This window comes from Amycolatopsis sp. WAC 01416 (genome assembly GCF_003947485.1).
Lineage (GTDB): Bacteria > Actinomycetota > Actinomycetes > Mycobacteriales > Pseudonocardiaceae > Amycolatopsis.
Genome location: NZ_QHHX01000002.1, coordinates 1,068,573 through 1,090,210 on the forward strand (window position 1 = coordinate 1,068,573; position 21,638 = coordinate 1,090,210).

The 21,638-nt window shown below is 69.3% G+C and carries 22 protein-coding genes and 1 other RNA gene; 13 read left to right on the top strand and 10 right to left on the bottom strand.

Annotated elements, in window-relative coordinates; all coding sequences use genetic code 11:
- Positions 1–18 precede the first annotated feature (18 nt).
- Together DL990_RS09550 and DL990_RS09555 are read right to left on the bottom strand one after the other, a co-directional pair.
- Positions 19–1,386: a gluconate:H+ symporter gene (locus DL990_RS09550; protein WP_125680330.1), complete on the bottom strand. Its 1,368-nt coding sequence runs from the start codon at positions 1,384–1,386 to the stop codon at positions 19–21.
- The gene (locus DL990_RS09555) at positions 1,383–1,877 is read right to left on the bottom strand and encodes a gluconokinase (RefSeq protein WP_125781069.1); all 495 of its coding nucleotides are present in this window, start codon (positions 1,875–1,877) and stop codon (positions 1,383–1,385) included. Before DL990_RS09555 ends, DL990_RS09550 begins: the two co-directional genes overlap by 4 nt.
- A gap of 103 nt (positions 1,878–1,980) precedes the next feature.
- Here DL990_RS09555 and DL990_RS09560 point away from each other — a divergent pair, with 103 nt between their 5' ends.
- Together DL990_RS09560 and DL990_RS09565 are read left to right on the top strand one after the other, a co-directional pair.
- Positions 1,981–2,676, top strand: a complete 696-nt coding sequence (locus DL990_RS09560; RefSeq protein ID WP_125798409.1) for a FadR/GntR family transcriptional regulator — start codon at positions 1,981–1,983, stop codon at positions 2,674–2,676.
- 38 nt (positions 2,677–2,714) lie between these two features.
- The gene (locus DL990_RS09565) at positions 2,715–3,671 is read left to right on the top strand and encodes a CobD/CbiB family cobalamin biosynthesis protein (RefSeq protein ID WP_199746277.1); all 957 of its coding nucleotides are present in this window, start codon (positions 2,715–2,717) and stop codon (positions 3,669–3,671) included.
- Between the two features lie 86 nt (positions 3,672–3,757).
- Here DL990_RS09565 and DL990_RS09570 read toward each other — a convergent pair whose 3' ends face one another.
- From DL990_RS09570 to DL990_RS09580, 3 genes are read right to left on the bottom strand one after another with little or no spacing between them, the layout of a single operon-like run.
- Positions 3,758–4,378, bottom strand: coding sequence for an FMN-binding negative transcriptional regulator (locus DL990_RS09570; RefSeq protein ID WP_125781072.1), 621 nt, complete (start codon positions 4,376–4,378; stop codon positions 3,758–3,760).
- A gap of 54 nt (positions 4,379–4,432) precedes the next feature.
- Complete coding sequence (locus DL990_RS09575) at positions 4,433–5,254, bottom strand: SURF1 family protein (protein WP_125781075.1); 822 nt, start codon at positions 5,252–5,254, stop codon at positions 4,433–4,435.
- A 23-nt stretch (positions 5,255–5,277) separates the two neighbouring features.
- The gene (locus DL990_RS09580; protein ID WP_125798410.1) at positions 5,278–5,739 is read right to left on the bottom strand and encodes a low molecular weight protein-tyrosine-phosphatase; all 462 of its coding nucleotides are present in this window, start codon (positions 5,737–5,739) and stop codon (positions 5,278–5,280) included.
- Between the two features lie 130 nt (positions 5,740–5,869).
- On the opposite strand from DL990_RS09580, the gene DL990_RS09585 reads away from it, so the two are divergent.
- Positions 5,870–6,190 carry a hypothetical protein gene (locus DL990_RS09585; protein WP_125798411.1) on the top strand — a complete coding sequence of 107 codons (321 nt, stop codon included), beginning with the start codon at positions 5,870–5,872 and terminating at the stop codon, positions 6,188–6,190.
- A 173-nt stretch (positions 6,191–6,363) separates the two neighbouring features.
- Here the strand turns inward: DL990_RS09585 and aroQ are convergent, their stop codons facing one another.
- The gene (aroQ, locus tag DL990_RS09590; RefSeq protein ID WP_125798412.1) at positions 6,364–6,918 is read right to left on the bottom strand and encodes a gamma subclass chorismate mutase AroQ; all 555 of its coding nucleotides are present in this window, start codon (positions 6,916–6,918) and stop codon (positions 6,364–6,366) included.
- 31 nt (positions 6,919–6,949) lie between these two features.
- Here aroQ and DL990_RS09595 point away from each other — a divergent pair, with 31 nt between their 5' ends.
- From DL990_RS09595 to DL990_RS09610, 4 genes are all read left to right on the top strand, one after another.
- The gene (locus DL990_RS09595) at positions 6,950–7,771 is read left to right on the top strand and encodes a Nif3-like dinuclear metal center hexameric protein (protein ID WP_125798413.1); all 822 of its coding nucleotides are present in this window, start codon (positions 6,950–6,952) and stop codon (positions 7,769–7,771) included.
- Positions 7,772–7,787: 16 nt separating this feature from the next.
- The gene (locus DL990_RS09600; RefSeq protein ID WP_125781084.1) at positions 7,788–8,525 is read left to right on the top strand and encodes a zinc ribbon domain-containing protein; all 738 of its coding nucleotides are present in this window, start codon (positions 7,788–7,790) and stop codon (positions 8,523–8,525) included.
- Entirely contained in the window at positions 8,522–9,640 is a 1,119-nt protein-coding gene (locus DL990_RS09605) for a bifunctional RNase H/acid phosphatase (protein WP_125798414.1), read from the top strand. Before DL990_RS09600 ends, DL990_RS09605 begins: the two co-directional genes overlap by 4 nt.
- A gap of 111 nt (positions 9,641–9,751) precedes the next feature.
- Complete coding sequence (locus DL990_RS09610) at positions 9,752–11,488, top strand: hypothetical protein (RefSeq protein ID WP_125798415.1); 1,737 nt, start codon at positions 9,752–9,754, stop codon at positions 11,486–11,488.
- 75 nt (positions 11,489–11,563) lie between these two features.
- Here DL990_RS09610 and sfnG read toward each other — a convergent pair whose 3' ends face one another.
- The 4 genes from sfnG to DL990_RS09630 are packed head-to-tail and all read right to left on the bottom strand — an operon-like array spanning position 11,564 to position 16,513.
- Positions 11,564–12,691, bottom strand: coding sequence for a dimethylsulfone monooxygenase SfnG (sfnG, locus tag DL990_RS09615; protein ID WP_125798416.1), 1,128 nt, complete (start codon positions 12,689–12,691; stop codon positions 11,564–11,566).
- Positions 12,692–12,724: 33 nt separating this feature from the next.
- Positions 12,725–15,556 carry an AAA family ATPase gene (locus DL990_RS09620; RefSeq protein ID WP_125798417.1) on the bottom strand — a complete coding sequence of 944 codons (2,832 nt, stop codon included), beginning with the start codon at positions 15,554–15,556 and terminating at the stop codon, positions 12,725–12,727.
- A 31-nt stretch (positions 15,557–15,587) separates the two neighbouring features.
- Positions 15,588–15,947: a zf-HC2 domain-containing protein gene (locus DL990_RS09625; protein WP_233598656.1), complete on the bottom strand. Its 360-nt coding sequence runs from the start codon at positions 15,945–15,947 to the stop codon at positions 15,588–15,590.
- Between the two features lie 11 nt (positions 15,948–15,958).
- A complete protein-coding gene (locus DL990_RS09630; RefSeq protein ID WP_125798496.1) occupies positions 15,959–16,513 on the bottom strand; it encodes a sigma-70 family RNA polymerase sigma factor in 555 nt (184 codons plus the stop codon).
- 246 nt (positions 16,514–16,759) lie between these two features.
- Here DL990_RS09630 and DL990_RS09635 point away from each other — a divergent pair, with 246 nt between their 5' ends.
- The 6 genes from DL990_RS09635 to DL990_RS09660 all read left to right on the top strand — a co-directional run bounded on the left by DL990_RS09635 (position 16,760) and on the right by DL990_RS09660 (position 21,637).
- Complete coding sequence (locus DL990_RS09635; RefSeq protein WP_125798418.1) at positions 16,760–17,410, top strand: DUF4142 domain-containing protein; 651 nt, start codon at positions 16,760–16,762, stop codon at positions 17,408–17,410.
- Entirely contained in the window at positions 17,407–18,216 is an 810-nt protein-coding gene (locus DL990_RS09640) for a ferredoxin (protein ID WP_125798419.1), read from the top strand. The genes DL990_RS09635 and DL990_RS09640 overlap by 4 nt, the downstream gene beginning before the upstream one ends.
- On the top strand, positions 18,213–19,496 hold the full coding sequence (locus DL990_RS09645; protein WP_125781099.1) for an NAD(P)/FAD-dependent oxidoreductase: 1,284 nt from the start codon (positions 18,213–18,215) through the stop codon (positions 19,494–19,496). The genes DL990_RS09640 and DL990_RS09645 overlap by 4 nt, the downstream gene beginning before the upstream one ends.
- The gene (locus DL990_RS09650) at positions 19,417–19,977 is read left to right on the top strand and encodes a hypothetical protein (RefSeq protein WP_233598657.1); all 561 of its coding nucleotides are present in this window, start codon (positions 19,417–19,419) and stop codon (positions 19,975–19,977) included. The genes DL990_RS09645 and DL990_RS09650 overlap by 80 nt, the downstream gene beginning before the upstream one ends.
- A gap of 14 nt (positions 19,978–19,991) precedes the next feature.
- Positions 19,992–20,390, top strand: an RNA gene (gene rnpB / locus DL990_RS09655) — RNase P RNA component class A.
- 383 nt (positions 20,391–20,773) lie between these two features.
- Positions 20,774–21,637 (top strand): hypothetical protein, encoded by an 864-nt coding sequence (locus DL990_RS09660; RefSeq protein WP_125798420.1) that lies wholly within the window; start codon positions 20,774–20,776, stop codon positions 21,635–21,637.
- The last annotated feature ends 1 nt before the right edge of the window (position 21,638 follow it).

The window sequence follows — 21,638 nt, forward strand, 5'->3', positions numbered from 1 at the left end:
GCCTTCACGCGCGTTCGGCTACAGGAGGGCGCCCAGCGGCAGGATCAGCGCGATCGCGACCACGGAGATGACCGTCTCCATGATCGACCAGCTCTTCAGTGTCTGCCCGACCGAAAGCCCGAAGTACTCCTTGACCAGCCAGAACCCGGCGTCGTTGACGTGGGAGAAGAACAGTGAACCGGCGCCGATCGCCAGCACCAGCAGTGCGCTGTGCGACGGGTCCATGGTCGCGGCGAGCGGGGCCACGATGCCGGCGGCGGACACGGTCGCGACCGTCGCGGAGCCGGTCGCGAGCCGGATCGCGACCGCGACCAGCCAGCCGAGCAGCAGCGGCGACAGGTTCGCGCCGGTGGCCAGGCTGGTGATGACGTTGCCGACTCCGGCGTCCACGAGGGTCTGCTTGAACCCGCCGCCGGCGCCGACGATGAGCAGGATGCCGGCGATCGGCGGGAGCGAATCGGCCACCGTGGACGACAGCTTGTCCCGGGTGAAGCCCGCGGACTTGCCGAGGGTGAGCATGCCGAGCAGGACCGCGGCGAGCAGGGCCACCAGCGGGTCGCCGATGAAGTCCAGCACACGGCGGACGTGGTTTTCCTTTTCCAGCAGGATGTCCGCGAGTGCTTTGCCCATCATCAGCACGACCGGCAGCAGCACCGTGGACAGCGTCGCGAGGAAGCCGGGCCGCCGTCCGTCCGAAGAGGACGATTCCGGGACGAGCCGCTCCGGCGCGACGGCGTCCGGGACCATCTTCGCGGCCAGCCTGCCGAACAGCGGTCCGGCGATGATCACCGTCGGGATCGCGACGAGCAGGCCGAAGGCCAGAGTGAGGCCGACGTTCGCGTTCAACGCGCCCGCGGCGGCGAGTGGGCCGGGGTGCGGCGGGACGAGGCCGTGCAGCACCGAAAGCCCGGCGAGCGCGGGGATTCCCAGCAGCAGCAACGGTTTCCCGGTGCGCTTGGCGACCAGCAGGATCACCGGGATCAGCATGACCAGGCCGATCTCGAAGAACATCGGCAGGCCGATCAGCGCGGCGACCAGCGCCATCGCCCACGGCAGGGTGCGGTCGCCCGCGCGGCGCAGGATGGTGTCGACGATCTGGTCGGCGCCGCCGGAATCGGCGAGCAGCTTGCCGAGCATCGCGCCGAGCGCGATCAGCACGCCGACCGAGGCGACGGTGGAACCGACGCCGGAGCTGAAGCTCTTGATCAGCTTGTCCACCGGCATGCCCCCGACGAGCCCGAGCACGCCGGAGCCGAGGATGAGGGCCAGGAACGGATGCTGCTTCGCCTTGGTGATCAGGACGACGATCACGGCGATGGCGAGCACCGTCGCGCCGATGAGACGGGTGTCGTGGCCGGTCCAGGCGGCGGCGAGGGTGGTGGTCATGAGCGGTCCTCGAAAGCGGAGAGGGCGGTTTCGACGATTTCTTCCGGCTTTTTCGCGATGTCGGCGACGAGGCCGCGCTCCTCCGGGCGCAGCGGCTCGAGGTCGGCGAGCTGGGAGTCCAAAAGGGACACCGGCATGAAATGGCCGGAGCGGGTCTTCATCCGGGCGGCGAGCAGGTCGTGGTCGCCGTGCAGGTGCAGGAACCAGACGTCGCCGCCGCCACGCAGGATGTCGCGGTAGCGGAACTTGAGCGCGGAAGACGTCACGACGCCGCCGGAGGACTGGTGGTCGGAGATCCAGGCGGCGATGGCTTCGAGCCAGGGTTGCCGGTCTTCGTCGTTCAGCGGGTGGCCGGAGCTCATCTTGTCGATGTTCGCCTTCGGATGGAACGTGTCCGCTTCGGCGTAGTCGACGCCGAGGCGTTCGGCGAGTGCCGTGCCCACGGTCGTCTTGCCCGAGCCGGAAACGCCCATCACCACGATGACGGTCATCCGTACCTCCCACGTCGTTGTAGCCGGGACGAGTACAGCTCAAAAGTACTACTTAAGCAAGATGAAGTACTACTTAATCGAGTCAGAACGTTAGGGTCACCTGGTGGGCAACGACAGGCATGCCGAAGTACTCGACGCGCTCGGCTCCGCGATCGCGAACGGGCGGCTTCCGCCGGGCTCCGTGCTGCGTTCGGAGGAGCTCCAAGAACGGTTCGACGCGTCCCGCACGGTGGCGCGCGAGGTGGTGCGCGTCCTCGAAACGATGTGCCTGACCAGCAGCAAGCGCCGGGTCGGGATGATCGTGCGCGAGCCGCGTGACTGGAACCATTACGACCCGAGGCTGCTTCGCTGGCAACTCGACGGATCCGAGCGGAAGACCGCGCTGCGAACCCTCACCGAACTGCGCTCCGGCGTCGAACCGTGCGCCGCCCGGTACGCCGCGCTGCGGGCGACACCGGAAGAGGGCGGCCGTCTCCGGGCCTTGGCGAAGCGACTGGAGGAGACGGCGCACCAGCGGGACCTCGAGACCTTCCTGGGGCACGACGTCGCCTTCCACGATCTGCTGCTGTCCTCGTCGCGGAACCCGATGTTCGCGCAGCTTTCGGCGGTCGTCGCCGAAGTGCTCGCCGGGCGCACCGGGCACGGGCTGATGCCGGAGGAGCCGCAGCCCGAGGCCGTCGCGCTGCACGTCGAGGTCGCGGCGGCCATCGACGCCGGTGACCCTGACCGGGCCGAACGCGCGATGCGGGACATCGTCATCCAGGCGCGTGACGAGATGGCCGTCCTTCTGGACGGATGATCTTCGAGTAATCTCTGCAGGTCTTCGAGGGATACTGCATGCGGGGGGCGACGGTGAGCGCGGCGCGCGCGATCGGCTTGGTGTTGGGGGTGGCCGCCGACGGGGCGATCGGGGATCCCCGGTCACGGCGTCCGGTGACGGCGTTCGCCAGGGCGGCTTCGGCGGTGGACGCGAAGGTCCGGTCGAAGCATCCGGCGGTCGGAGTACTTTGGACCGGTGGTCTCGCGGGTTCCGCGGTGCTGGCGGGCGTGCTCGCCGAACGCGCCGGGCGGCGCAGCCCCGTTCTGCAGGCGACCACGACCGCGGTGACCACCTGGGCCGTCCTCGGCGCCGCCGGCCTGGCCGCGCACGGCACGTCGCTGGCGCGGGACCTCGAAGAAGGCGAACTCGAAACCGCACGCGGCACACTGTCCACACTGGACCCCCGCGTCGCCGACGAGCTCGGTGTCATCGGCCTCTCGCGCGCCTCGGTGGAGACGCTCGCCGAGAACACCGCGGACGTCGTCATCGCGCCGCTGGTGTGGGGAGCGCTCGCCGGCGTCCCCGGCCTCCTCGGCTCGCGCGCGATCAGTCTGCTGCGCGGCCTCGGCAGGGGACGACCCGAGCGCTACCGCTGGTTCGTCGCGCGGCTGGACGAAATCGTCCATCTCGTCCCCACCCGGGTCGCGGCCGGCCTGACCGTCCTCGCTGCCCCGGTCGTCGGCGGCTCCGCGGGCGGGGCGTGGCGCGCTTGGCGCCGGGACACGACCGCACACCCGAGCCCGAACGCGGGCCGCGTCGAGGCAGCGTTCGCCGGGGCGCTCGAGATCCGCGTCGGCGGGCGGACCGTGTACCCGCACGGCGTCGAGGAACTGCCGGTGCTCGGCATCGGCCGCAACCCGGACGCCGGGCACGTGACGCGGGCCGTGGAACTCTCGCGGGTGGTCGGCTGGCTGGGCGCGATCAGCTCGGTCGTGCTGGCCGGTCTCGTCGGGCTTCGGCGACGGCGGCGCTGACCTGCGGTTTTCGGCGGTCGGGGGAGCGGGGGACCTTTGCTATCGCCGGGGGCGCTGACCTGCGAAAAGGGAGCAAGGGACCTTTGCTATCGCTCCCGCCGCGCCAGCTGTGCCCGCGCCCGCGCATCCATCGGGCCGTCCCGTCGCGCCAGCTCCGCGTCGATCCGCGCGCGGTCGGCCGGCTGCTTGTTGCCGCCGAACTTGAACTTCGCCCGCACCCCGGTCACGGTCAGTTCGATCCCGCGGATGCCGGGGAGCAGCCGCTTGTCCGGCGCCTCGGTGGCGCTCACCGGAACCCGGTCCCCGGAAGGCTCGAAGTGCGCGAGCTGCCGGTCCAGCAGCGCGGCCTTCTCCGCCGCGTCGTCGATCAGCCGGACGTCGCATTCGAGCTGGACGGACGCGTAATACGACGTCGGCACGCCGTGCGGTGGGTCGGCGGGGGTGTTCCAGCCGGAGCGGATGTAGGTGTGGTCGTCGATCACCGACAGCAGCGCGCGCGGGTGTTCCTCCAGCAGCGGCCAGACCGGGTTCGGCCGCGCGAGGTGCAGCAGGACCGTCCGGTCGCCGTCGAAGACGAAGTGAACCGGGTTGACGATCGGCAGGTCACGGCCCGCGCCTCCGGCGATCAGCTGGCCGAAGTCGTGTGCGGAGAGCCAGGCCTGCCATTCCCCGTCGTCGTGGGCGGCGTCCCACGGGTGAATCAGCATGATCGCATCCGAACACGCCAAATGGACCTGTAGAAGGGCCATTTTCACGTCGGATCAGGTGGCCACTTCGGAGCGTTCGTCTTCGGCCAGCATCTCCGCGACACTCTTGCGCCGCTGCGGCCGTTCCGTGGTCAGCACACCACCCGGCTTCAGCTCGCGGACGGTGAAGTACAGCCAGCCCATCAACGCCATGGCCCCGAAAGCGATCCACTGGAGCGCGTAGGAGAAGAACGGTCCGGCGTCGGTCTGCGGCAGCGGCAGCGCGCCCAGCACGCCGGGCTGGTTCACGTCGAGCTGGAAGTAGCCCGGCCGGATGTCCAGCTTCGCGGCCCGCGCGACGACCTGGGAATCGACGACGTAGCTCTGTAGTTTCCCGCCCGTCGACTCGTCGGCGAACGCGTCGCGGTTCTTGCCGTCCCTCTCGTCGTGACGTGCCCGCGTGACGATGTCGACCGTGCCGGTGGGAGGCGGGGCGAACGGAAGCGCGCGCGATTTGTCGTCGAGCCGGACGTACCCGCGGTCCACCAGCACGATCGTGCCTTCGACGGTGCGGAACGGCGTCAGGACCTCGTAGGCCGCTTCGCCCTGTACGGAGCGCAGACGGGCCACGACCTCACCTTCGGGAAGGTACGTCCCCTTCATCGCCACCAGATGCCATTCGGTGCGCTGATCAGGGGCGGCGCCGTGGGGAAGCAGCTGGTCCAGCGACCGCTGCTGCCCGGAGAACGACTCCCGCAGCGCCGCGTTCTGGTGCTCGCGTTCGGTGTTGCGGGAGAACTGCCACGGCGCGAGCAGGGTGAAGCAGGTGACGGCGAAGGTGAACACCACCAACGTCAACGCCAGCCACCCGGGCTTCAGCAGGAACTTCAACCGCACCCCACCACGGTAAGCGGTCCGCCTCAGGCGTGTGCGCGCACCCAGTCGAGCAGGCCGGGAACAGACCGCTCGATCATGCCGAGGACGTCCTCGAAACCGTCGTCCTCGCCGTAGTACGGGTCCGGGACCTCGGCGCCTTCGGGCGCGGACGGATCGAATTCGCGCAACAGGCGGACCTTCTCCTGGTCCGCGACCTTTCGCCGGAGGAACGACAGGTGACTCTCGTCCGCCGCGAGCAGCAGATCGGCGGCAAGATGCCCGCGGTCGACCTCGGCCGCGACGTGACCGGTCGGATAACCGTGTTCGGCCAGCTTCGCGCGCGCCCGCTTGTCCGCGGCCTCGCCCACGTGCCAGCCACCGGTGCCCGCGCTGGACACCCGCACGAGGTGATCGAGACCGGCTTCTTCGACCTTCGCGCGGAAGACGAGCTCGGCCATCGGGGAACGGCAGATGTTGCCGGAACAGACGAAGACGATGTGCAGCACCCGATCAGTGTGAAGGCCGACGGAGATCGACCGCTCACCGGCTCCGAACGGCTACCGGGCGCGCGAAGCTGGAAAGCCGGGACGAAGCGGGAGTAGACCTCCTGGAGAGAAACACGCAGGAAGGTCGCGTATGAGCGCACCAACACCCATCGTCGAGTCCGCGGCAACCGGGCTCCGCTGGTATCGCATCACCGTCACGCATCCGCACCCCTACGAGGTCGGGCGGATCCTGTCGGAGCACCACTTCGTCCAGGCGAGATCGCCGAAAGAGGCGATGACCAGGATGCCGTTGCACCTCCGGTCGAACGCGTCCGTCGCGCCGTACCAGGTCGGCCACACCGAAGTCCCCGATCACCCGGCGAAGGCCTACCGGGCGATGTTGTGGACGGGCCGCGTGATGCGCGCGGCCGGGCGCTGGGCGATCAACAAGGACGCGAAGGCGCTGGACTGACCCGGAGGCGATAGCAAAGGTCCCTTGCTCTCTTTCCGCAGGTGAGCGGCCCGGGTGAGACATCTTGGGAGGTTGCGAAAGCCACTTTCGCAACGTTGAAGGTTGCGAAAGTGGCTTTCGCAACACGCGGCGGCCGAAGTGATAGCAAAGGTCCCTTGCTCCCGCCGCCGCGATCAAGCGTGCGAGCAGGCCGACCGCACGGACTCCCCGAGCGCGACCGAGTGCGGCCGGTCCTGGCCACGCCGCGCGTCGACCAGCCGCACCGTGACCGCGAGCCGCACGTCGCACGACCGTCGCGTCCGCGCGTCCCGGGTCGAGCCGAGTTCGGCGAGCAGGCCCGCGTTCAGCCGGTCGATCACCGGCCGCACCTCGGTCGCCAGGTCGGGTCGTCCGGGCGGCCGCGTGCCGGGGTGTTCGGTCCACCGCGCGTACAGGCCGCGTTGCACGACCTTGTTCGCCTCGATCTGGTCGCGGAAGAACCGCACCGCGCCGTCCGCGTCGAGACCGAGGCCCGGGGCCTTCGCGGCCATCGAGTCGAGGATCTGCTGTTCGCGCACCGGATCGTCGATCGGCGAAGGCGTGCCGAACTTCGCGGCCGCGACCTTGTCGGCGATCTGCACGCGCTGAGCGGCAAGGTCGGTCAGCTTCCAGAGTCCCGGAGACGCCGACGCCGTCGCGGGTAACACCGCAAGAAGCAACGAAGCGGCGTAGAGCACCCGAAGTCGCATGCCCGGAAACGCTACATGCGAAAATCGCCGGGTGCCCGCGCTAGCCGAAGTCATCGCCGCCCTCGAGCAGGCGTACCCGCCCGAACTCGCCGAATCGTGGGACGCCGTCGGTCTCGTCTGCGGCGACCCGGCCGAGAACGTGGACAAGGTGCTGTTCTGCGTCGACCCGGTCGACGAGACCATCGAAGAGGCCATCGAAGGCGGCGCGCAGCTGATCGTCGCGCATCACCCGCTGCTGCTACGCGGCGTCCACGGCGTTCCGGCCGACAGCACCAAAGGGCGTCTCGTGCACCGTCTCATCCGCGCGGGCGTCGCGCTCTACTGCGCGCACACCAACGCCGATTCCGCGTCACCCGGCGTCTCCGACGCGCTCGCCGACGCCATCGGACTGACCGTCCTCGGCCCGCTCGACCCCCGCGAAGACGGTGTCACCGGCATCGGCCGCATCGGTGAATTGCCCGCGCCCGAACCGTTTTCCGTCTTCGTCGAACGCGTCGCGAACGCCTTGCCGCGCACGGAACCCGGCGTCTACGGCGCGGGCGACCCGGCCCGCCCGATCCGCCGCGTCGCCGTTTCCGGCGGTTCCGGCGACAGCTATCTCAAGCGTGCCACCGCCGCCGGTGTCGACGCGTACGTCACCGCGGATCTCCGGCATCATCCCGCCGGCGAGCACCTCGCCGAGATCGCCGAAGTCCCCGCCCTGGTCGGCGTCACACACTGGGCGAGCGAGTGGCCGTGGTGCGAGCAAGCCTCGGCCGTCGTCCGGGCCGCCTTTGCGGGTAACGTCGGCGTTCACGTCTCCACGAGGTGCACCGACCCGTGGACGCTACGGGCCACCCGAACCGCGCACTAAGAATCCAAGGAGCACCGTGAAGGCCGACCCCGCCGTCCAGCGCAAGCTGCTCGAACTCGCGAAGGTGGACGCCGAACTCTCGCGTACCGCCCACCGCCGCCGCACCCTGCCGGAGATCGCCGAGATCGACGCGGGCGAGAAGACGGTGCGCGAACGACGTGACGCGCTGGTCTCGGTCCAGACCGCGGCGTCCGACCTCGACCGCGAGATCGCCCGGCAGGAGAAGGAGATCGAGTCGGTGCGCGCTCGCGGCGACCGCGACCGCAAGCTCCTCGAATCCGGTTCCGTCGCGGCGAAGCAGATGACCGACATCGAGCACGAGCTGAACAGCCTCAACCGGCGCCAGTCCGCGCTCGAGGACGACCTGCTCGAACTGATGGAGCGTCGCGAGGCGCTCGAGCTCGACGCCCAGCGCACCAGCGCGGAGGTCGCCAAGGCCGAGAACGAGGTCGCCGAAGCCATCCGCCGTCGTGACGAGCAGTTCGCCGACCTCGACACCACGACGGCGCGCCGCGACGAGGACCGCGCCAAGCTCCTGCCGCGGTTCCCCGAAGACCTGATGAAGCTCTACGAACGGGTCCGGGCCCAGAAGGGCATCGGCGCGTCGCTGCTGCGGTCCCGCCGCTGCGGTGCCTGCCAGCTCGACATCGACCGCCGCGAGATCGCCGAGATCAAGGCCGCCCCCGAGGACAACGTCATCCAGTGCGAGAACTGCGGCGCCATCCTGGTGCGCACACTGGAGTCCGGCCTGTGACCGACCACGTACTCGTCGAAGCCGACGGCGGCTCGCGGGGCAACCCCGGACCCGCCGGATACGGCGCGGTCGTCAAGGACGCGACCACCGGCGAGGTGCTGGCCGAGCGCAAGGCGTACGTCGGCATCGCGACCAACAACGTCGCCGAGTACTCCGGCCTGATCGCCGGGCTCGCCGCGGCCGCCGAGCTCGGTGCGTCCACAGTGGACGTCCGGATGGACTCGAAGCTCGTGGTGGAACAGATGTCCGGGCGCTGGAAGGTCAAGCACCCGTCGATGCAGCCGCTGAACGCCGAGGCCAAGGAGTTGGCCGCCAGGTTTTCCCGCGTGCGTTACGAGTGGATTCCGCGCGCGGAGAACTCCCACGCGGACAGGCTCGCGAACGAGGCCATGGACGCGGGCCGTGAGGCCGAGAAGCGGCCGGAAGCACCGAAGACCGTGAAGCAGGACAGGGTCAGCCCGGTCGGCTGGACCGGCGCGACCGGGACGCCGACCAAGCTGCTCCTCGTGCGGCACGGCCAGACGGCGATGTCGGTCGAGAAGCGCTACTCCGGCCGCGGCGACGTGCCCCTGACCGAGCACGGCAAACAGCAGGCGGCCGCCGCCGCGAAACGTCTCGGCGCGATGGAGGGCCTGGTCGTCGACGGAGAGGCCGCGCCGATCATCGCCTCGCCGCTGATCCGCACCCAGCAGACCGCGCAGGCGATCGCGGACGCGCTCGGCGGCCGGGTCGAGACCCACCCGGGGCTGATCGAGACCGACTTCGGCGACTGGGAAGGCCTCACCTTCACAGAGGCGATGGAGCGCGACCCCGAATTCCAGACCAGCTGGCTTTCCGACACCTCGATCGCGGCGCCGGGCGGCGAAAGCTTCGACGGCGTGCACCGGCGGGTCCGCAAGGCCCGCGACGAACTGATCGCGAAGTACGGCGGGCGGACGCTTGTGCTGGTCAGCCATGTCACGCCGATCAAGGCCCTGCTGCGGATGGGCCTGGACGCCGGGCCGTCGCTGCTGTTCCGCCTGCATCTGGACCTGGCGTCGCTCTCGATCGTCGAGTTCTACCCGGACGGCAACGCGTCGGTGCGGCTGGTGAACGACATCTCGCATCTTTCCTGATAGGGGAGTGTGGCGCGGATCACGCCTGGATATGACGTGTCGAAGGCGGCCGATGGGGTATTGGCTACAGTTTCGGCGACGGCACGTGAGCGAAAAGGCAAAGACGGGGACATGACGGCGAGCGCACTCAGCGAAGCTTCCGAACAAGACGTGCCCGACCCGGCGGAGACGCCGGCCCGTCGTGGCCTGGCCGCCCGTGTCGCGCCGTACCTGGCGGTGCTCGCCGGTGTCGCGGCCGTCGCCTGGCACGCCACCCTCTACGGCCACTGGATCGTCGACGACGCGGCCATCACCTTCTCGTACGCGCGCAGCTTCGCCGACGGACTCGGCCCGGTGCTGCAGCAAGGGCAGCCGTCGGTCGAGGGCTGGTCGAACTCGACGTGGCTGGTGGCGCTGGTGCTCGGCAAGCTTGTCGGAGTCTTCGACAGCGGCATGCTGTTCGGCGTTCCCGACTACGTCCTGTTCCCGAAGCTGCTGGGGCTCTTGTTCACCGCCGGGACGCTGGCCGCGTGCCACATCGTGGCGAAGCAGATCTTCGCGCGCTTCGCTTGGCTGGCGACGCTGGTCGTCGGGCTGACGCTGGCCGCGATCCCGTCGTTCGTCATCTGGACGATCTCCGGCCTGGAGAACTCCCTGTTCGGGATGGCCGTCGCCTGGCTCGCCGCGCTGCTGTTCGTGGCCGTGCGCAAGGACACGGTGCTCACCGCGAAGGTCGCCATCTGGTCCGGGGTGCTGGTCGCGTTCGCCGCGCTGACCCGCCCCGAGGGCCTGATCTACGGCGGCGCGTACCCGCTCGTCGTCCTGTTCCAGCTGCGGAAGCCGCTGCTGGGGCAGAGCGTCAAACTGGTCGTGGTGTCGGTGGTCGCGTTCGCGATCCCGTTCGGGGCGTACCTGGCCTGGCGGATCACGGAGTTCGGCAGGCTGCTGGCGAACCCGTCCATCGCGAAAGGCCAGGGCCTGCCCGGGCTTTCGGCGCTGAAGCAGCCCTTCGAACTGGTCGGCTACGCGGGTGTCGCCGGAACGATCCTGCTGGCGCTGACCATCGGGTACGCGCTGATCCGCGCGGAGTGGCGGCGCGGCCTGATCGCGCTGCTGGTGCCGCTGGCGCTGGGCATCATCGCGTACGGCGTGATGGTCCCGGACTGGATGGGCCAGCACCGGTTCGCGACCCCGATCTGGATCCTCGCCGTGCTGGCGGGAACGCTCGCCGCGGGCGAACTGCTGCGCCGGTCGCGTGCCGTGCTCCGGACCGTCGTGGTGCTCGTGCTGGTCGCCGCCGCGATCCCGTCCGGGATGGGCTTCGCGTCGGCGTCGAAGAAGTTCCAAGAGGTCCCGACGGTGCCCGCCTGCCTCATCGCCGACCGCTTCGGCCGCGGCTTCAACACCATGGCCGACATCCTCGGCCTCCAGCAGGCGTCGCTGCTGCTGCCCGACCTCGGCGGCTCGTCGATGACCAGCCGCCTGCACCTGGTCGACATGGCCGGGCTGGTCGAGGCGGACGTCGCGGACTTCCTCAAGAACGGCGACCTGCCGGGGCTGCGCGACTACGTGTTCGAGAAGGTCAAGCCGACCTTCATCCACTCGTGGGGCCCGTGGGCCGCGGGCAACGGCATCACCGTCGACCCGCGGATCGACCGCGACTACGAGCCGATCTTCGTGTACCCGGGCAGCGGGCCGCGCAACGGGGACTTCGTGCGCAAGGACGCCGTCTCCAGCCCCGAGAAGCTGAAGGCCGTCCAGGAGTACGCCGCGAAGACCCTGCCGGACGTCGAGGCGGCGCGCTTCGGCGGCCCGCTCAAGGACTGCGGCCCGACGATGCACCCCGGCCAGACCGTCTACCTGCCGTAAGACCCCGCAATTCGGCACCTGGTTGCGATCCTTGCACGCGCAACGATCGCAACCAGGTGCCGAATTGCGTAGGGGTCAGGGGGCGGAAGTGACGAGGGGTTCCGGGGTGGCGGCGCCTCGGTCCAGGTCCGCTTCCTTAGCCCGGATCACCGGCAGCACGTGCTTCCCGAAGTGCTCGACGTCCTCCAGGTAGTGCAAGAAGCCGAGCAGCAGCAGGTTCGCTCCGCGCTTCTTGTACTCGATGGCCCGGTCCGCGATCTGCTCCGGCGTGCCGATCAGCCCGGTGCGGAAGCCGTCGTTGTACTGCACCAGATCCTTGAACTCCGAGTCGGCCCACATCCCCTTCTTGTCCGAAGTGGAGCCTCCCGCCTGCTTGACGGCGTTGCGGAAGCCCTCGACGGCGTCCGAGTTCGCCTTCTCGACGATCTCGCGCAGCACGGCCTTCGCCTCGCTCTCGGTCTCCCGCGCGATCAGGAAGCCGTTGAGCCCGAAGCGGACGGCGTGGTCGTTCTGGGCCGCGTAACCGCGGACCTCCTCGACCTGCTCGCTGAAACCGTCGAAGTCCTTGCCGTTGCTGAAGTACCAGTCCGACACCCGGCCCGCGAGCTTCCGCGCCGCGGTGGAGTTGCCGCCCTGGAAGATCTCCGGATGCGGACGGCCGACCGGTTTGGGTTTGATGTCGAAATCGTGGATCCGGTAGAAATCACCGGTGAATTCGGCGTGGTCGTTCGTCCAGAGTTCCTTCAGTACGCGAATGAACTCTTCCGAACGACGGTACCGTTCGTCGTGTTCCAGCCACGGTTCACCGAGGTTCGTGAATTCGTCCTTGAACCAGCCACTGACCACGTTGACCGCCGCGCGACCGCCGGAGATCACGTCGGCGCTGGCGATGAACTTCGCCAGCACGCCGGGATGCCACAGTCCGGGGTGGATCGCCGCGATCACCTTGAGCCGCTGCGTCGCGAGCAGCAGCGCGAGGCTGAATCCGGTCGATTCGTGCTGGTAGGCGGCACCGTAGCTGGCCGTGTACCGGACCTGGCTCAGCGCGTATTCGAACCCGCTGTTCTCCGCGAGGACGGCGAGATCCCGGTTGTACTCGTATCCCCAGTCGGTGCGCTGCTCGATGTCGCTCGTGACCAGACCGCCGCTCACATTGGGGACCCAATAGGCGAGTTTGAGTGGTTCGGATTCGATTCCCGGCATGTCGCGGAGTGAACCCGCCGCCCCCGGAAACCGTCAATCACCGTCCACGCGCTGGGAACGGCCGAGCGCGGAACTCAATTCGGGACGACCGGTGATCTCCAGTTTGCGGTACGCCCCGGACAAATGGAGTTCGACGGTGCGGCGGGTCAGGTGCAGCGCCTCGGCGATCTCCCGGTTGGTGAGACCCTGTGCGGCCATCAGCGCGACGCGGTACTCCTGTTTGGTGAGGCCGTGTTCGTTGTCCTTCGCCGTCGCGAGGCTCGTTCGCGCGTTCCGCAGCGCCTCGGTGGCCCGCCGCTCGAGCGGCCGGGCCCCGCAGTGCTTGCTCGACCGCACCGCCGGCCGCAGTGTGCCGACCGCCTTCTCGGCCTGCCCGTGCCGGGCCTGCAGCACGCCGAGTTCGGTCAGCGCCTCGGCCAGCGCCAGTTTCGCGGTCGACCCGCCGAGGACGTCGACGGCCTTGGTGAGCAGGCGTTCCGCCTCCTCGCCGAGACCGTCGTCGCGGACGAGGCCTGCCGTGGTCAGCGCGCCGCCGAGGATCCTCGGCGCTCCCCAGCGTTCCGCGGCGTCGAGGTCCTCCTCGGCGAGCCGGGCCGCCGCGTCGGTGCGCTCGAGCGGCAGCGCGGTGCGGGCGGCGTGCGCCCGCCAGGGGGCGAACCCGGGGAAGCGCATGCCGTGGTGTTCGAGACGGCGGCCGCAGCCGCGCAGGTCTTCGTAGCCGAGTTCGGGCTCGCCGGTGGCCGCCCGGAGCCTGCCGCGGGCGTAGAGCAGGTAGTTGTGCGTGAAAAGTGCTTGGGTGGCCCCGAAATCCAGCTTGTCCAGCACCGCGTTCGCGACGTCGTGGCGGCCGAGGTCGACCGAGACCTCGATCAGTCTCGCCGCGCACAGCACCGCGATCGGGCAATGACCGGTGACGCCGCGTTCGTCGAACTGCCGCACCAGGGATTCGTAGTGGACGCTCGCCCGCGCGAGATCGCCGCCCGCTTGCAGGGCGATCCCGCGGGCGAGCGTGGCGAGCGCCCCCTTCGGCACGTGGAAGTCCCAAGGCAGGCGTTTGGTGTCGAGCACCTGGCAGAGCCGGTCGGTGAGCGCGGGTTCGTCGGCGAGCGCGGCCGTCGCGAGCGTGAAGAAGTAGGGCTGTTCGAACAGTTCGGGTTGTTCGCCGGACAGCGCCTCCCCGAAATGCCGGACGGCGTTCGCCGAGGACGTCCCGCTCCGCACCGTGTCGAGCGCGAGCAAGCCCGATCGGCTCTGTCGCGCGGCGGGATCGTTCAGCGGTGCCCATTGCCGCTCGAAATCGCGGAAGTCGGGCGGCGGCCCGAGCCTGCTGCCCGCTTCGGCGAGATAGGTCATGCACAGCAACGGCCAGACGGCGTCGGGCCCGCCCGCGTCGAGCCGCGCGGCGAACTGTCCCGCGGAGTTGATCGCCAGCCGCGCGTCCGGGCCGCAGCACAGCGAAAGGATCATGGCCGTCGCGACGAACGCGGCGGTCTCGCGGTCGTCGATGTGATCGATGGCTTCGCGGACGCGGGCGGGCGCGAGGTCCGGGTCGCAGTGGAACTCCGCGTGCGCGAGCTGGAGCAGGATCGCCATCCGCTTGCGTTCGCTGAGCCGTTCTTCCAGGGCCCGCACCAGGAACCGGACCGCCAACTCCGGGTTGCCCTCCACCGAATGCCGCGCGGCCAGCCGCAGCACGTCGACCGCCCACGGGATCCTGATCGCGGTCGCCTCCAGGAGGTGCGCGCCGACCCGCTCCGGCGCGGCACCCGAGTCGTGCAGGAGCCGTGCCGCTCGCGACTGGCTGACCGCCCTGGTGGTGAGCGGCATGTCGGCGAGCACCGAGTTGCGGACGAACCGGTAGGACAGCGCGGGCCGGTGGCTGTTGGTCAGCAGATGCATACGCACCATCGTGTCGATGGCCTCCAGCGCGGTGATCTCGTCGACCCCGGCGAGCCGCGCCAGCAGGTCGAAGCTCGCGTCCTCGCCGAGGATCGCGACGGCTTCGAGCATCTTCGGCGCGGCGGTGTACTCGTGCATGCGCACCCGCAGCACCTCGCCGATCATCGCCGACCCCGCGGTGTCCAGATCCATCCCGGGGACCAGGCGGCGCCGCAGCGCGCTGAGCAGGAACGGGTTGCCGCCGGTGAGCTCACGGCATTCCTCGGCGAACCGTCCGGGGGAGACGCGGAGGAACTCGGCGACGTGTCCCGCGCCCAGCCCGCGCAGCCGGATCGTCGCCGGCGTGCACCCGGACATCTCCAGCAGCGCGACCTCGCCGGTTTGCAGATGTCCGATCAGCGACGTCAGCACGACCATCACCGGCAACTGCTCGACGCGATGCCGGATGTAGGCGAGACAGCGCATCGACCACGGATCGGCGAGGTGGATGTTGTCGATGCCGAGGAAGACCGGTCCCTGTTCGGCGGCGTGGCGGACGGTGCGGAAGAAGGCGTCGAGCGCCTCCGTCTGTTCCTGTTCGTTCCGGGGACGGCGGTCCGGCAGGATCTCGGCCGCGTGCGGCGTGCGCGGCCGCGGCGATCCGGGTTCGGCGGGCGCGTGGGTGAGCGCTTCGAGGAGCTGGCGGCCGACACCGCCGCTCAGATGCGTCTCCAGCCGGGACGCGGTGGCGATCGCGACGGTGAAGCCCGCCGCTTTCGCGAGTTCACCGGCGGCTGTCAGCACCGACGACTTGCCCATGCCGAACTCTCCGACCACCACCGCGCTGACCGCGCGGCCGTGCAGGGCGGCCCGGAACAGCCCGGTGATCGTGTCGAGTTCGCTGTCTCGACCCAGTAGCCCGGCGGCTCGGCGCTTCGGTACCGAAGGCCCGCCGAAGGGGCTCTCGGGATTTACTTCGGTATGCACCGTAGAGACCTTCGTGTCGGCTTGCGGCAGACTACTTCAACGTAAGCGGTATCGGGAGTAATCGCTGGTCGTCGAGGGGAGCAGGGGTCGAGATGTCCGCATCCGACGAGACCCGCCGGGCCGACCGTTGCGACGACATCAAGGCCGCGACGACGCACGCCAGGAAGACCACGACGAGGTTGGCCGCGATCATCGACAGCCGCCCGCGGCACCGCGTGGCGACGGGGGACAGGTAGCGCGGATCGGCCCTCGCCAGCGCGACTTCCACCGACGTGAATTCCGCGACCTGGCGGCGGCAGCGCCCGCAGCCCTCCAAATGCTTTTCGAAGGCGTACGCCTCGGCCTGATCGAGCACACCGAGTACGTACGCCGCCACATCGGTGTGTTTCACCTTTCGCTTCCTCATCGCGAACCCAGTTCTCCTAACGACCGTCGCAATGTCCTCATGGCCGCGTACAGCCGTGATTTGACCGTTCCCTCCGGGATTCCCAATATCACCGCCGCCTCCCGGACGGTATGTCCGGTCAGATACGTCTCGTAGATGACGGCCTGGTATTTGCCGTCCAGATATCGTAGCGCTTCGGAAATGACGAGTGCGGACAGTGACTGCTCGGTCCGGTCCGCTATTTCGGCGTTTTCGGAACTGTCCAGCTCCACCTCCTGTGGTCGCGCCCGCCGGTTTCGCCAGCCGTCGATCACGATCCGCTTGGCGACCGTGAGCAGCCAGCCGCGCAGCATTCCCGGCTCGCGGTTCAACGTGTCGGAATGCTGCCAGGCGCGGATCAGTGTTTCCTGGACGACATCCTCCGTCCATTGTTGATCATGACCCGTCAGATAGAGCACCTGATTGAACAGAGTCTCCCGGAAATCCTTGTACAGCAACGAAACCAGCTCATCGGAAAGCTCGTTCGGCCGGTGGTCGCCGCCGATCCGGCATCCTCTGCCCACTGCTTCCATAAAGTTCGCTACCTCCCCAACGGTGGAGGATTTCACAGGTTCGTACACCGTAGCGCAGACTATCGCCGTGAGCCATGTGCAGTAGTGCTCTGTTCGCTATTAGTCGGCCGGTACGTATGCCAGTGGGAAACGGTTCTAAATGTGTCGTGTGATGCACATCACACTGGCTGCGAGTATCGAGATCGAACCGGCCGCTCCGGTTCGCCGTACTTCCAGTGAGGCACTTCCATGACGGGGACGGGTGAAATGATCTATCGACTGCTCGGAGTGGTGATCGCCTGCTTGGTGATATGGGTGGGAACGCCTGCCCCTGCCTTCGCGGAAATCGACGCCCATGACCGGGAACTGCTCGTGCGAGTACGTCAAGGGAGTTTGTGGGAAGGCCCGGCCGGCCGTCAGGCGGAACAGCGCGGGAGCGGGCAGCGAGTGCGGGAGGTCGGCCGCAAACTCGCCGAGGACCACGACCGTCTCGACGCGCAGGTCCGCACACTCGCTTCGAAGGTCCGCGTCGAACTTCCCGCCGAGCCCACCGAAGAACAGCGCTCCTGGATCGGCGAGATCACCGCGGCGGGCGGCGCCGACTTCGACCGCCTCTACGTCAATCGCTCCCGCGCCGCGCACGGGAGCATTTTCGGGCTCGCCTCCCAGGTCCGCGCCGCCACCCGCGACGACGCGATGCGTTCGTTCGCGCAGACCGCCGTCGACACCGTCATGCGGCATATGACCCTGCTCGAAAGCACCGGTATCGCCGAGACCACGTCGCTGATGGTCGTGCCGACCGGCGGCAACGAACTCGACGGCGGTGACCTCCTGCTCGGCGTGCTCATGGCGGGAATCGCCGGCGGAGCGACGTTCGGGCTCGTCCGGGTTCTCGGCTCGCCGGGCAGGCGCGCATGACGGCCTCGCTCCTGGCGGTCATCCCGGCCCCGTCGCCGCACGACAGCGGGGTGCGGGACATCGCCGCGCTTTCGGGCCGGTTCGCCTACGTGACGATGTGCCTGACACTGGCGTGGGGCGTGCTGAGCGCCACCGGCTGGATCAGGCGCGTCACCGGCCACGAGGCACTGCGCGGCGGTCACGTCGTCCTCGCGACGTTCAGCCTCGCCACCGGTGTCGTCCACGGTCTGTCCTACCTCTTCCTCGACGACGACTCGTTCGGCGTCTTCGCGCTGCTGATCCCGTTCGCCGGCGGCGGGGTCGCACGGCACGCGGCGGGCGTCGTCGGGCTGGAACTGTTCATCGCCGTCTCGGTCACCGCCGCGCTGGGTCGCCGGGCGAACGGTCGCGGCGGGCAGCGGTTCCACCAGGCCGGCTACTTCGCGGTCGGGCTGCTGGCGATCCATTCCTGGCTCGGCGCGTCCGCGAACGGGCAGCTCGCGGCCGTCTGGCTCGGCGGGATCACCGTGCTCACCCCCGCCGTCGTGCTCTCCGTGCTCCGCGTGCTCCCGCCGCGGACGCTGGTCCGGCTGGGACTGCTCGAAGGCGAAACCGGCAGGGCCGAACGGGTGCGGATCTCCGTCGACGACAAGAAATGCCACCGCTACGCCATCTGTCAGGCCGAAGCTCCGCAGGTCTTCCAGTTACAAGGCGACGGTCAGCTGCGCTACCTCCGGAAACCCGGCGCCAAACAGGTGCCGCTGGTCCAGGCCGCGGCCCGAGCCTGTCCGATGCGCGCGATCCGACTGCAAGGGGCGGGACAATGAGCGAACGGATAGTCGTGATCGGCGGCGGGCTCGCCGGGCTGCGGTGCGCGGAACGGTTGCGGGAACTGCGGTTCGACGGCGAACTGGTCATCGTCGGCAACGAGCCCGAACTGCCGTATCACCGGCCCGCGTTGTCCAAGCAGCTGCTGACCGGCGCCACCGGTCCGGCGGAGATGATGCTCGCGCGGCCCGACGAGATCGACGCCGAATGGCGGTTCAACACCCCGGCGACGCATTTGCAGCCCGGCCGCCAGATCGTCCATCTGCCCGGGGCGGAGGAGCTCCCGTACGACGGGCTCGTCATCGCCAGCGGCGTCGAACCGCGGCGGCTTTCCGGTGTGCCGCACGGACATCCGCGGGTGGTCGTCGTCCGGACACTGGCCGACGCCGCGGAACTGCGCGACAACCTCGCCGCCGACAACGGGCCCGTCGCGGTGCTGGGCAGCGGGTTCATCGGCTGCGAGGTCGCCGCGAGCCTGCGCGAGATCGGCCGCGAGGTCACCATCATCGGCCGGTCGGCGACCCTGCTCGGCGAGGTCGTCGGCAAGCACATCGGGCAGAAGCTCTCGGCGCTGCACCGGTCGCGGGGCGTGCGGCTCGCGCTGGGCGCGTCCATCGACAACTGGCAGACGACGGCGAACGGTCTGCGGCTGCACTCGTCCGACGGCTGGATCCTGGACGTCTCGTGCGTCGTCGTGGCCGTCGGGACCGTGCCCTCGATCTCGTGGCTGCGCGGCTCGAAGCTGCCGCTCGACGACGGCGTCGTCTGCTCGCCCACGTGTCATGTGCTGGGGATGAACAACATCGTCGCCGCCGGCGATGTCGCGCAATGGCCGAACCTGCGTTTCGACGAGGCACCGAGACGGGTCGAACACTGGCTCAACGCCGTCGAGATGGGCCGGGCGGCCGCCGAGAACCTCCTCGCCGGCCCGCAGGCTTCGCGGCCCTTCGCGCCGGTGCCGCGGTTCTGGTCCGAACAGCACGGCATGCGCATCCAAGCGGGCGGAATCCCGAAGCTCGGCACCGACACCGTCGCGCTCGCCTCGCCCGTCGGTGGCGAACGGCCCGTCACCGGCTTCGTCCGCAAGGGACGCCTCGTCGGCGTCGTCGGCCTCGACAGCCCGTCCGGCGTCCTCCACTGGACCAACGAGATCGCGGAGCAGAACCCCGTCGACCCGCAGGAAGAAACGGAGACGCCCGATGCGCCGATCACGGTTGACCATGCTCGTCGTCATCGCGGCGCTCGTCGTGGGCGCCGCGATGTGGTGGCAGGCGGCTGATCCCGTGTCGCGGACGGCGAGTGCTCCGGTGACCGAAGCCCTCCCCAGCCCGCGTGTCCCGTCGCCCGGCACCGCGCGGCCCAGCTCCCCCGCGGACACTCCGTCCGGCACTCGGCTCACCGCCGTCTACATGACACGAATGGGTCAGGCCATCCTCGACGAGACCGGCGCCGTCCTCTTCCGCTACGAACGCGACAACCCGCACAAGGCCCGCTCGGCGTGTCTCGGGGACTGTGCCGTCGTGTGGACCCCCATCACCACCACCGGCACGCCGCAGGTGACCGGCATCGACCCGGCCCTCATCGACACCATCAAACGTCCCGAAGGCGCCGAACAGGTGACCTTGGCGGGCAGGCCCCTCTACAAGTTCGCCAACGCGCGCCCCGGCGAATGGACCGGACAGGGCACCGACCACCTCTGGTTCGTCGTCAAACCCGACGGGCAACGCAACCTGAACTGCCTCCCCGCACCCGTGCAGTAGGATTCGCCGACGGACGAGTCGGCGGGGCGGCCGCGAGCCGGGAGACCGGTTCGAGGAAAGTCCGGACTCCACAGGGCAGGGTGGTTGTTAACGGCAACCCGGGGCGACCCGCGGGACAGTGCCACAGAAAACAGACCGCCTCCGTTCGCTTCGCGGGCGGAGGTAAGGGTGAAACGGTGGTGTAAGAGACCACCAGCGTCCTGGGTGACCAGGACGGCTAGGTAAACCCCACCCGGAGCAAGGTCAAGAGGGAGCCGCGAGGCTCCTGCGCAGGCGATCGAGGGCTGCCCGCCCGAGCCTGCGGGTAGGCCGCTCGAGCCCGTCGGCGACGGCGGGCCTAGATGGATGGCCGCCACTCGCTCAGCCGCAAGGCGAGGCGAGGACAGGATCCGGCTTACACGCCGGCTCGTCCGTACTTCTTTTTCTTTGGGCCCGGGCTTGTGCTGGGCTGTGCCGATATGTCGTGCCGGTTCTGACACTTGGGACCGGGCCGCGAAGTCCGCGAAGTCCGTGAAGGACTCCTTGAGGGACCCAGAGTCCCTCAAGGAGTCCTTCACGGACTTCAGCCAGGCCTGGGGTGAGTAGGAAAGTCCGTGAGGGCCTCCTTACCTACCCTCAAGGTAGTGAAGGAGGCCTTCACGGACTCCCGAACCCGCCCCCACCTGCGAAGTGATAGCAAAGGTCCCTTGCTCCCGCCGCAGCCGCTCCCGCCACGGCCCACCCCAGCCCCTGCCGCACACCCCCGCCGCCCCTTCGGACGCTGCGCCCCTCGCCTACTTGCCGGTAGGGTGCCCCCATGGGTGAAGCGAGTCGGGTCACGGGACGGTTCCGCGGGACGTTCGATGTACTGCATTCCCTTACCTACTTCGCCCCCGAGACGGAAGCCGCGCTCACCGACGCGGGCCTCCGGCCGGGGCGCATGACCTATTTCGCGGGCCGCGCGGCGCCCATGGGCGCGGTGAGTTCCGCCGTGGTCGCGGCCACTTTCTACAACTTCAATCCCGAGCTGGTCGCCCGCCACATCCCGCGCGCGTGGACGCTGGCCGGCCCGGACCGGATCATCGAGGCTCGCTTCGAGGCCGTCGACGCGGCGTTGACCAGGCTTCTCGGCAAGGAGACTCTCGGTTCCGAAGAGGTCGCCGAGGCGGCCGAGCTGGCTCGCGAGGCGACCGGGGGCTGCCAGCGCGACGGCAGGCCGCTGTACGCCGGGCACGCGGGCCTCGACTGGCCGAGCGAGCCGCATCTCGTGCTCTGGCACGCCATCACCCTGTTGCGTGAGCATCGCGGTGACGGCCACATCGCCGCGCTGGTCGTCAACGGTCTCGACGGGCTCGCCGCCCTCGTCACGCACACCGCCACCGGCAAGGGGTTCCTGCCCGCCGCCGCCAAGGCGTCCCGCGGCTGGAGCGACGAGCAGTGGGACGACGCGGCCGCCAAGCTCCGCGAACAGGGCATCCTGGACGCCGAGGGCGGTCTGACCGAGGCCGGGAACGATCTTCGCGAGCGGCTCGAAGTCGCGACGAACGCGGCGTCGGCGGGGCCTTGGGAGCATCTCGGCGAGGAGAAGACCAAGCGCCTTCACGAGCTGTGCGGGCCTTTGAGCCGCAAGGCCGTCGAAGCCGGCGCTTTTCCCGCGAATGTGTTCTCTACCGGCCGATAAT

Excerpts from the sequence above, each read along its gene's own strand:
- aroQ (WP_125798412.1), bottom strand. The coding sequence starts at position 6,918 with ATGCGACTTCGGGTGCTCTACGCCGCTTCGTTGCTTCTTGCGGTGTTA.
- DL990_RS09630 (WP_125798496.1), bottom strand. The coding sequence starts at position 16,513 with ATGGAAGCAGTGGGCAGAGGATGCCGGATCGGCGGCGACCACCGGCCG.
- DL990_RS09650 (WP_233598657.1), top strand. The coding sequence starts at position 19,417 with ATGCGCCGATCACGGTTGACCATGCTCGTCGTCATCGCGGCGCTCGTC.
- DL990_RS09555 (WP_125781069.1), bottom strand. The coding sequence starts at position 1,877 with ATGACCGTCATCGTGGTGATGGGCGTTTCCGGCTCGGGCAAGACGACC.
- DL990_RS09640 (WP_125798419.1), top strand. The coding sequence starts at position 17,407 with ATGACGGCCTCGCTCCTGGCGGTCATCCCGGCCCCGTCGCCGCACGAC.
- DL990_RS09570 (WP_125781072.1), bottom strand. The coding sequence starts at position 4,378 with ATGCTGATTCACCCGTGGGACGCCGCCCACGACGACGGGGAATGGCAG.
- DL990_RS09660 (WP_125798420.1), top strand. The coding sequence starts at position 20,774 with ATGGGTGAAGCGAGTCGGGTCACGGGACGGTTCCGCGGGACGTTCGAT.
- DL990_RS09610 (WP_125798415.1), top strand. The coding sequence starts at position 9,752 with ATGACGGCGAGCGCACTCAGCGAAGCTTCCGAACAAGACGTGCCCGAC.
- DL990_RS09585 (WP_125798411.1), top strand. The coding sequence starts at position 5,870 with ATGAGCGCACCAACACCCATCGTCGAGTCCGCGGCAACCGGGCTCCGC.
- DL990_RS09550 (WP_125680330.1), bottom strand. The coding sequence starts at position 1,386 with ATGACCACCACCCTCGCCGCCGCCTGGACCGGCCACGACACCCGTCTC.
- DL990_RS09645 (WP_125781099.1), top strand. The coding sequence starts at position 18,213 with ATGAGCGAACGGATAGTCGTGATCGGCGGCGGGCTCGCCGGGCTGCGG.
- DL990_RS09565 (WP_199746277.1), top strand. The coding sequence starts at position 2,715 with ATGCGGGGGGCGACGGTGAGCGCGGCGCGCGCGATCGGCTTGGTGTTG.
- sfnG (WP_125798416.1), bottom strand. The coding sequence starts at position 12,691 with ATGCCGGGAATCGAATCCGAACCACTCAAACTCGCCTATTGGGTCCCC.
- DL990_RS09635 (WP_125798418.1), top strand. The coding sequence starts at position 16,760 with ATGATCTATCGACTGCTCGGAGTGGTGATCGCCTGCTTGGTGATATGG.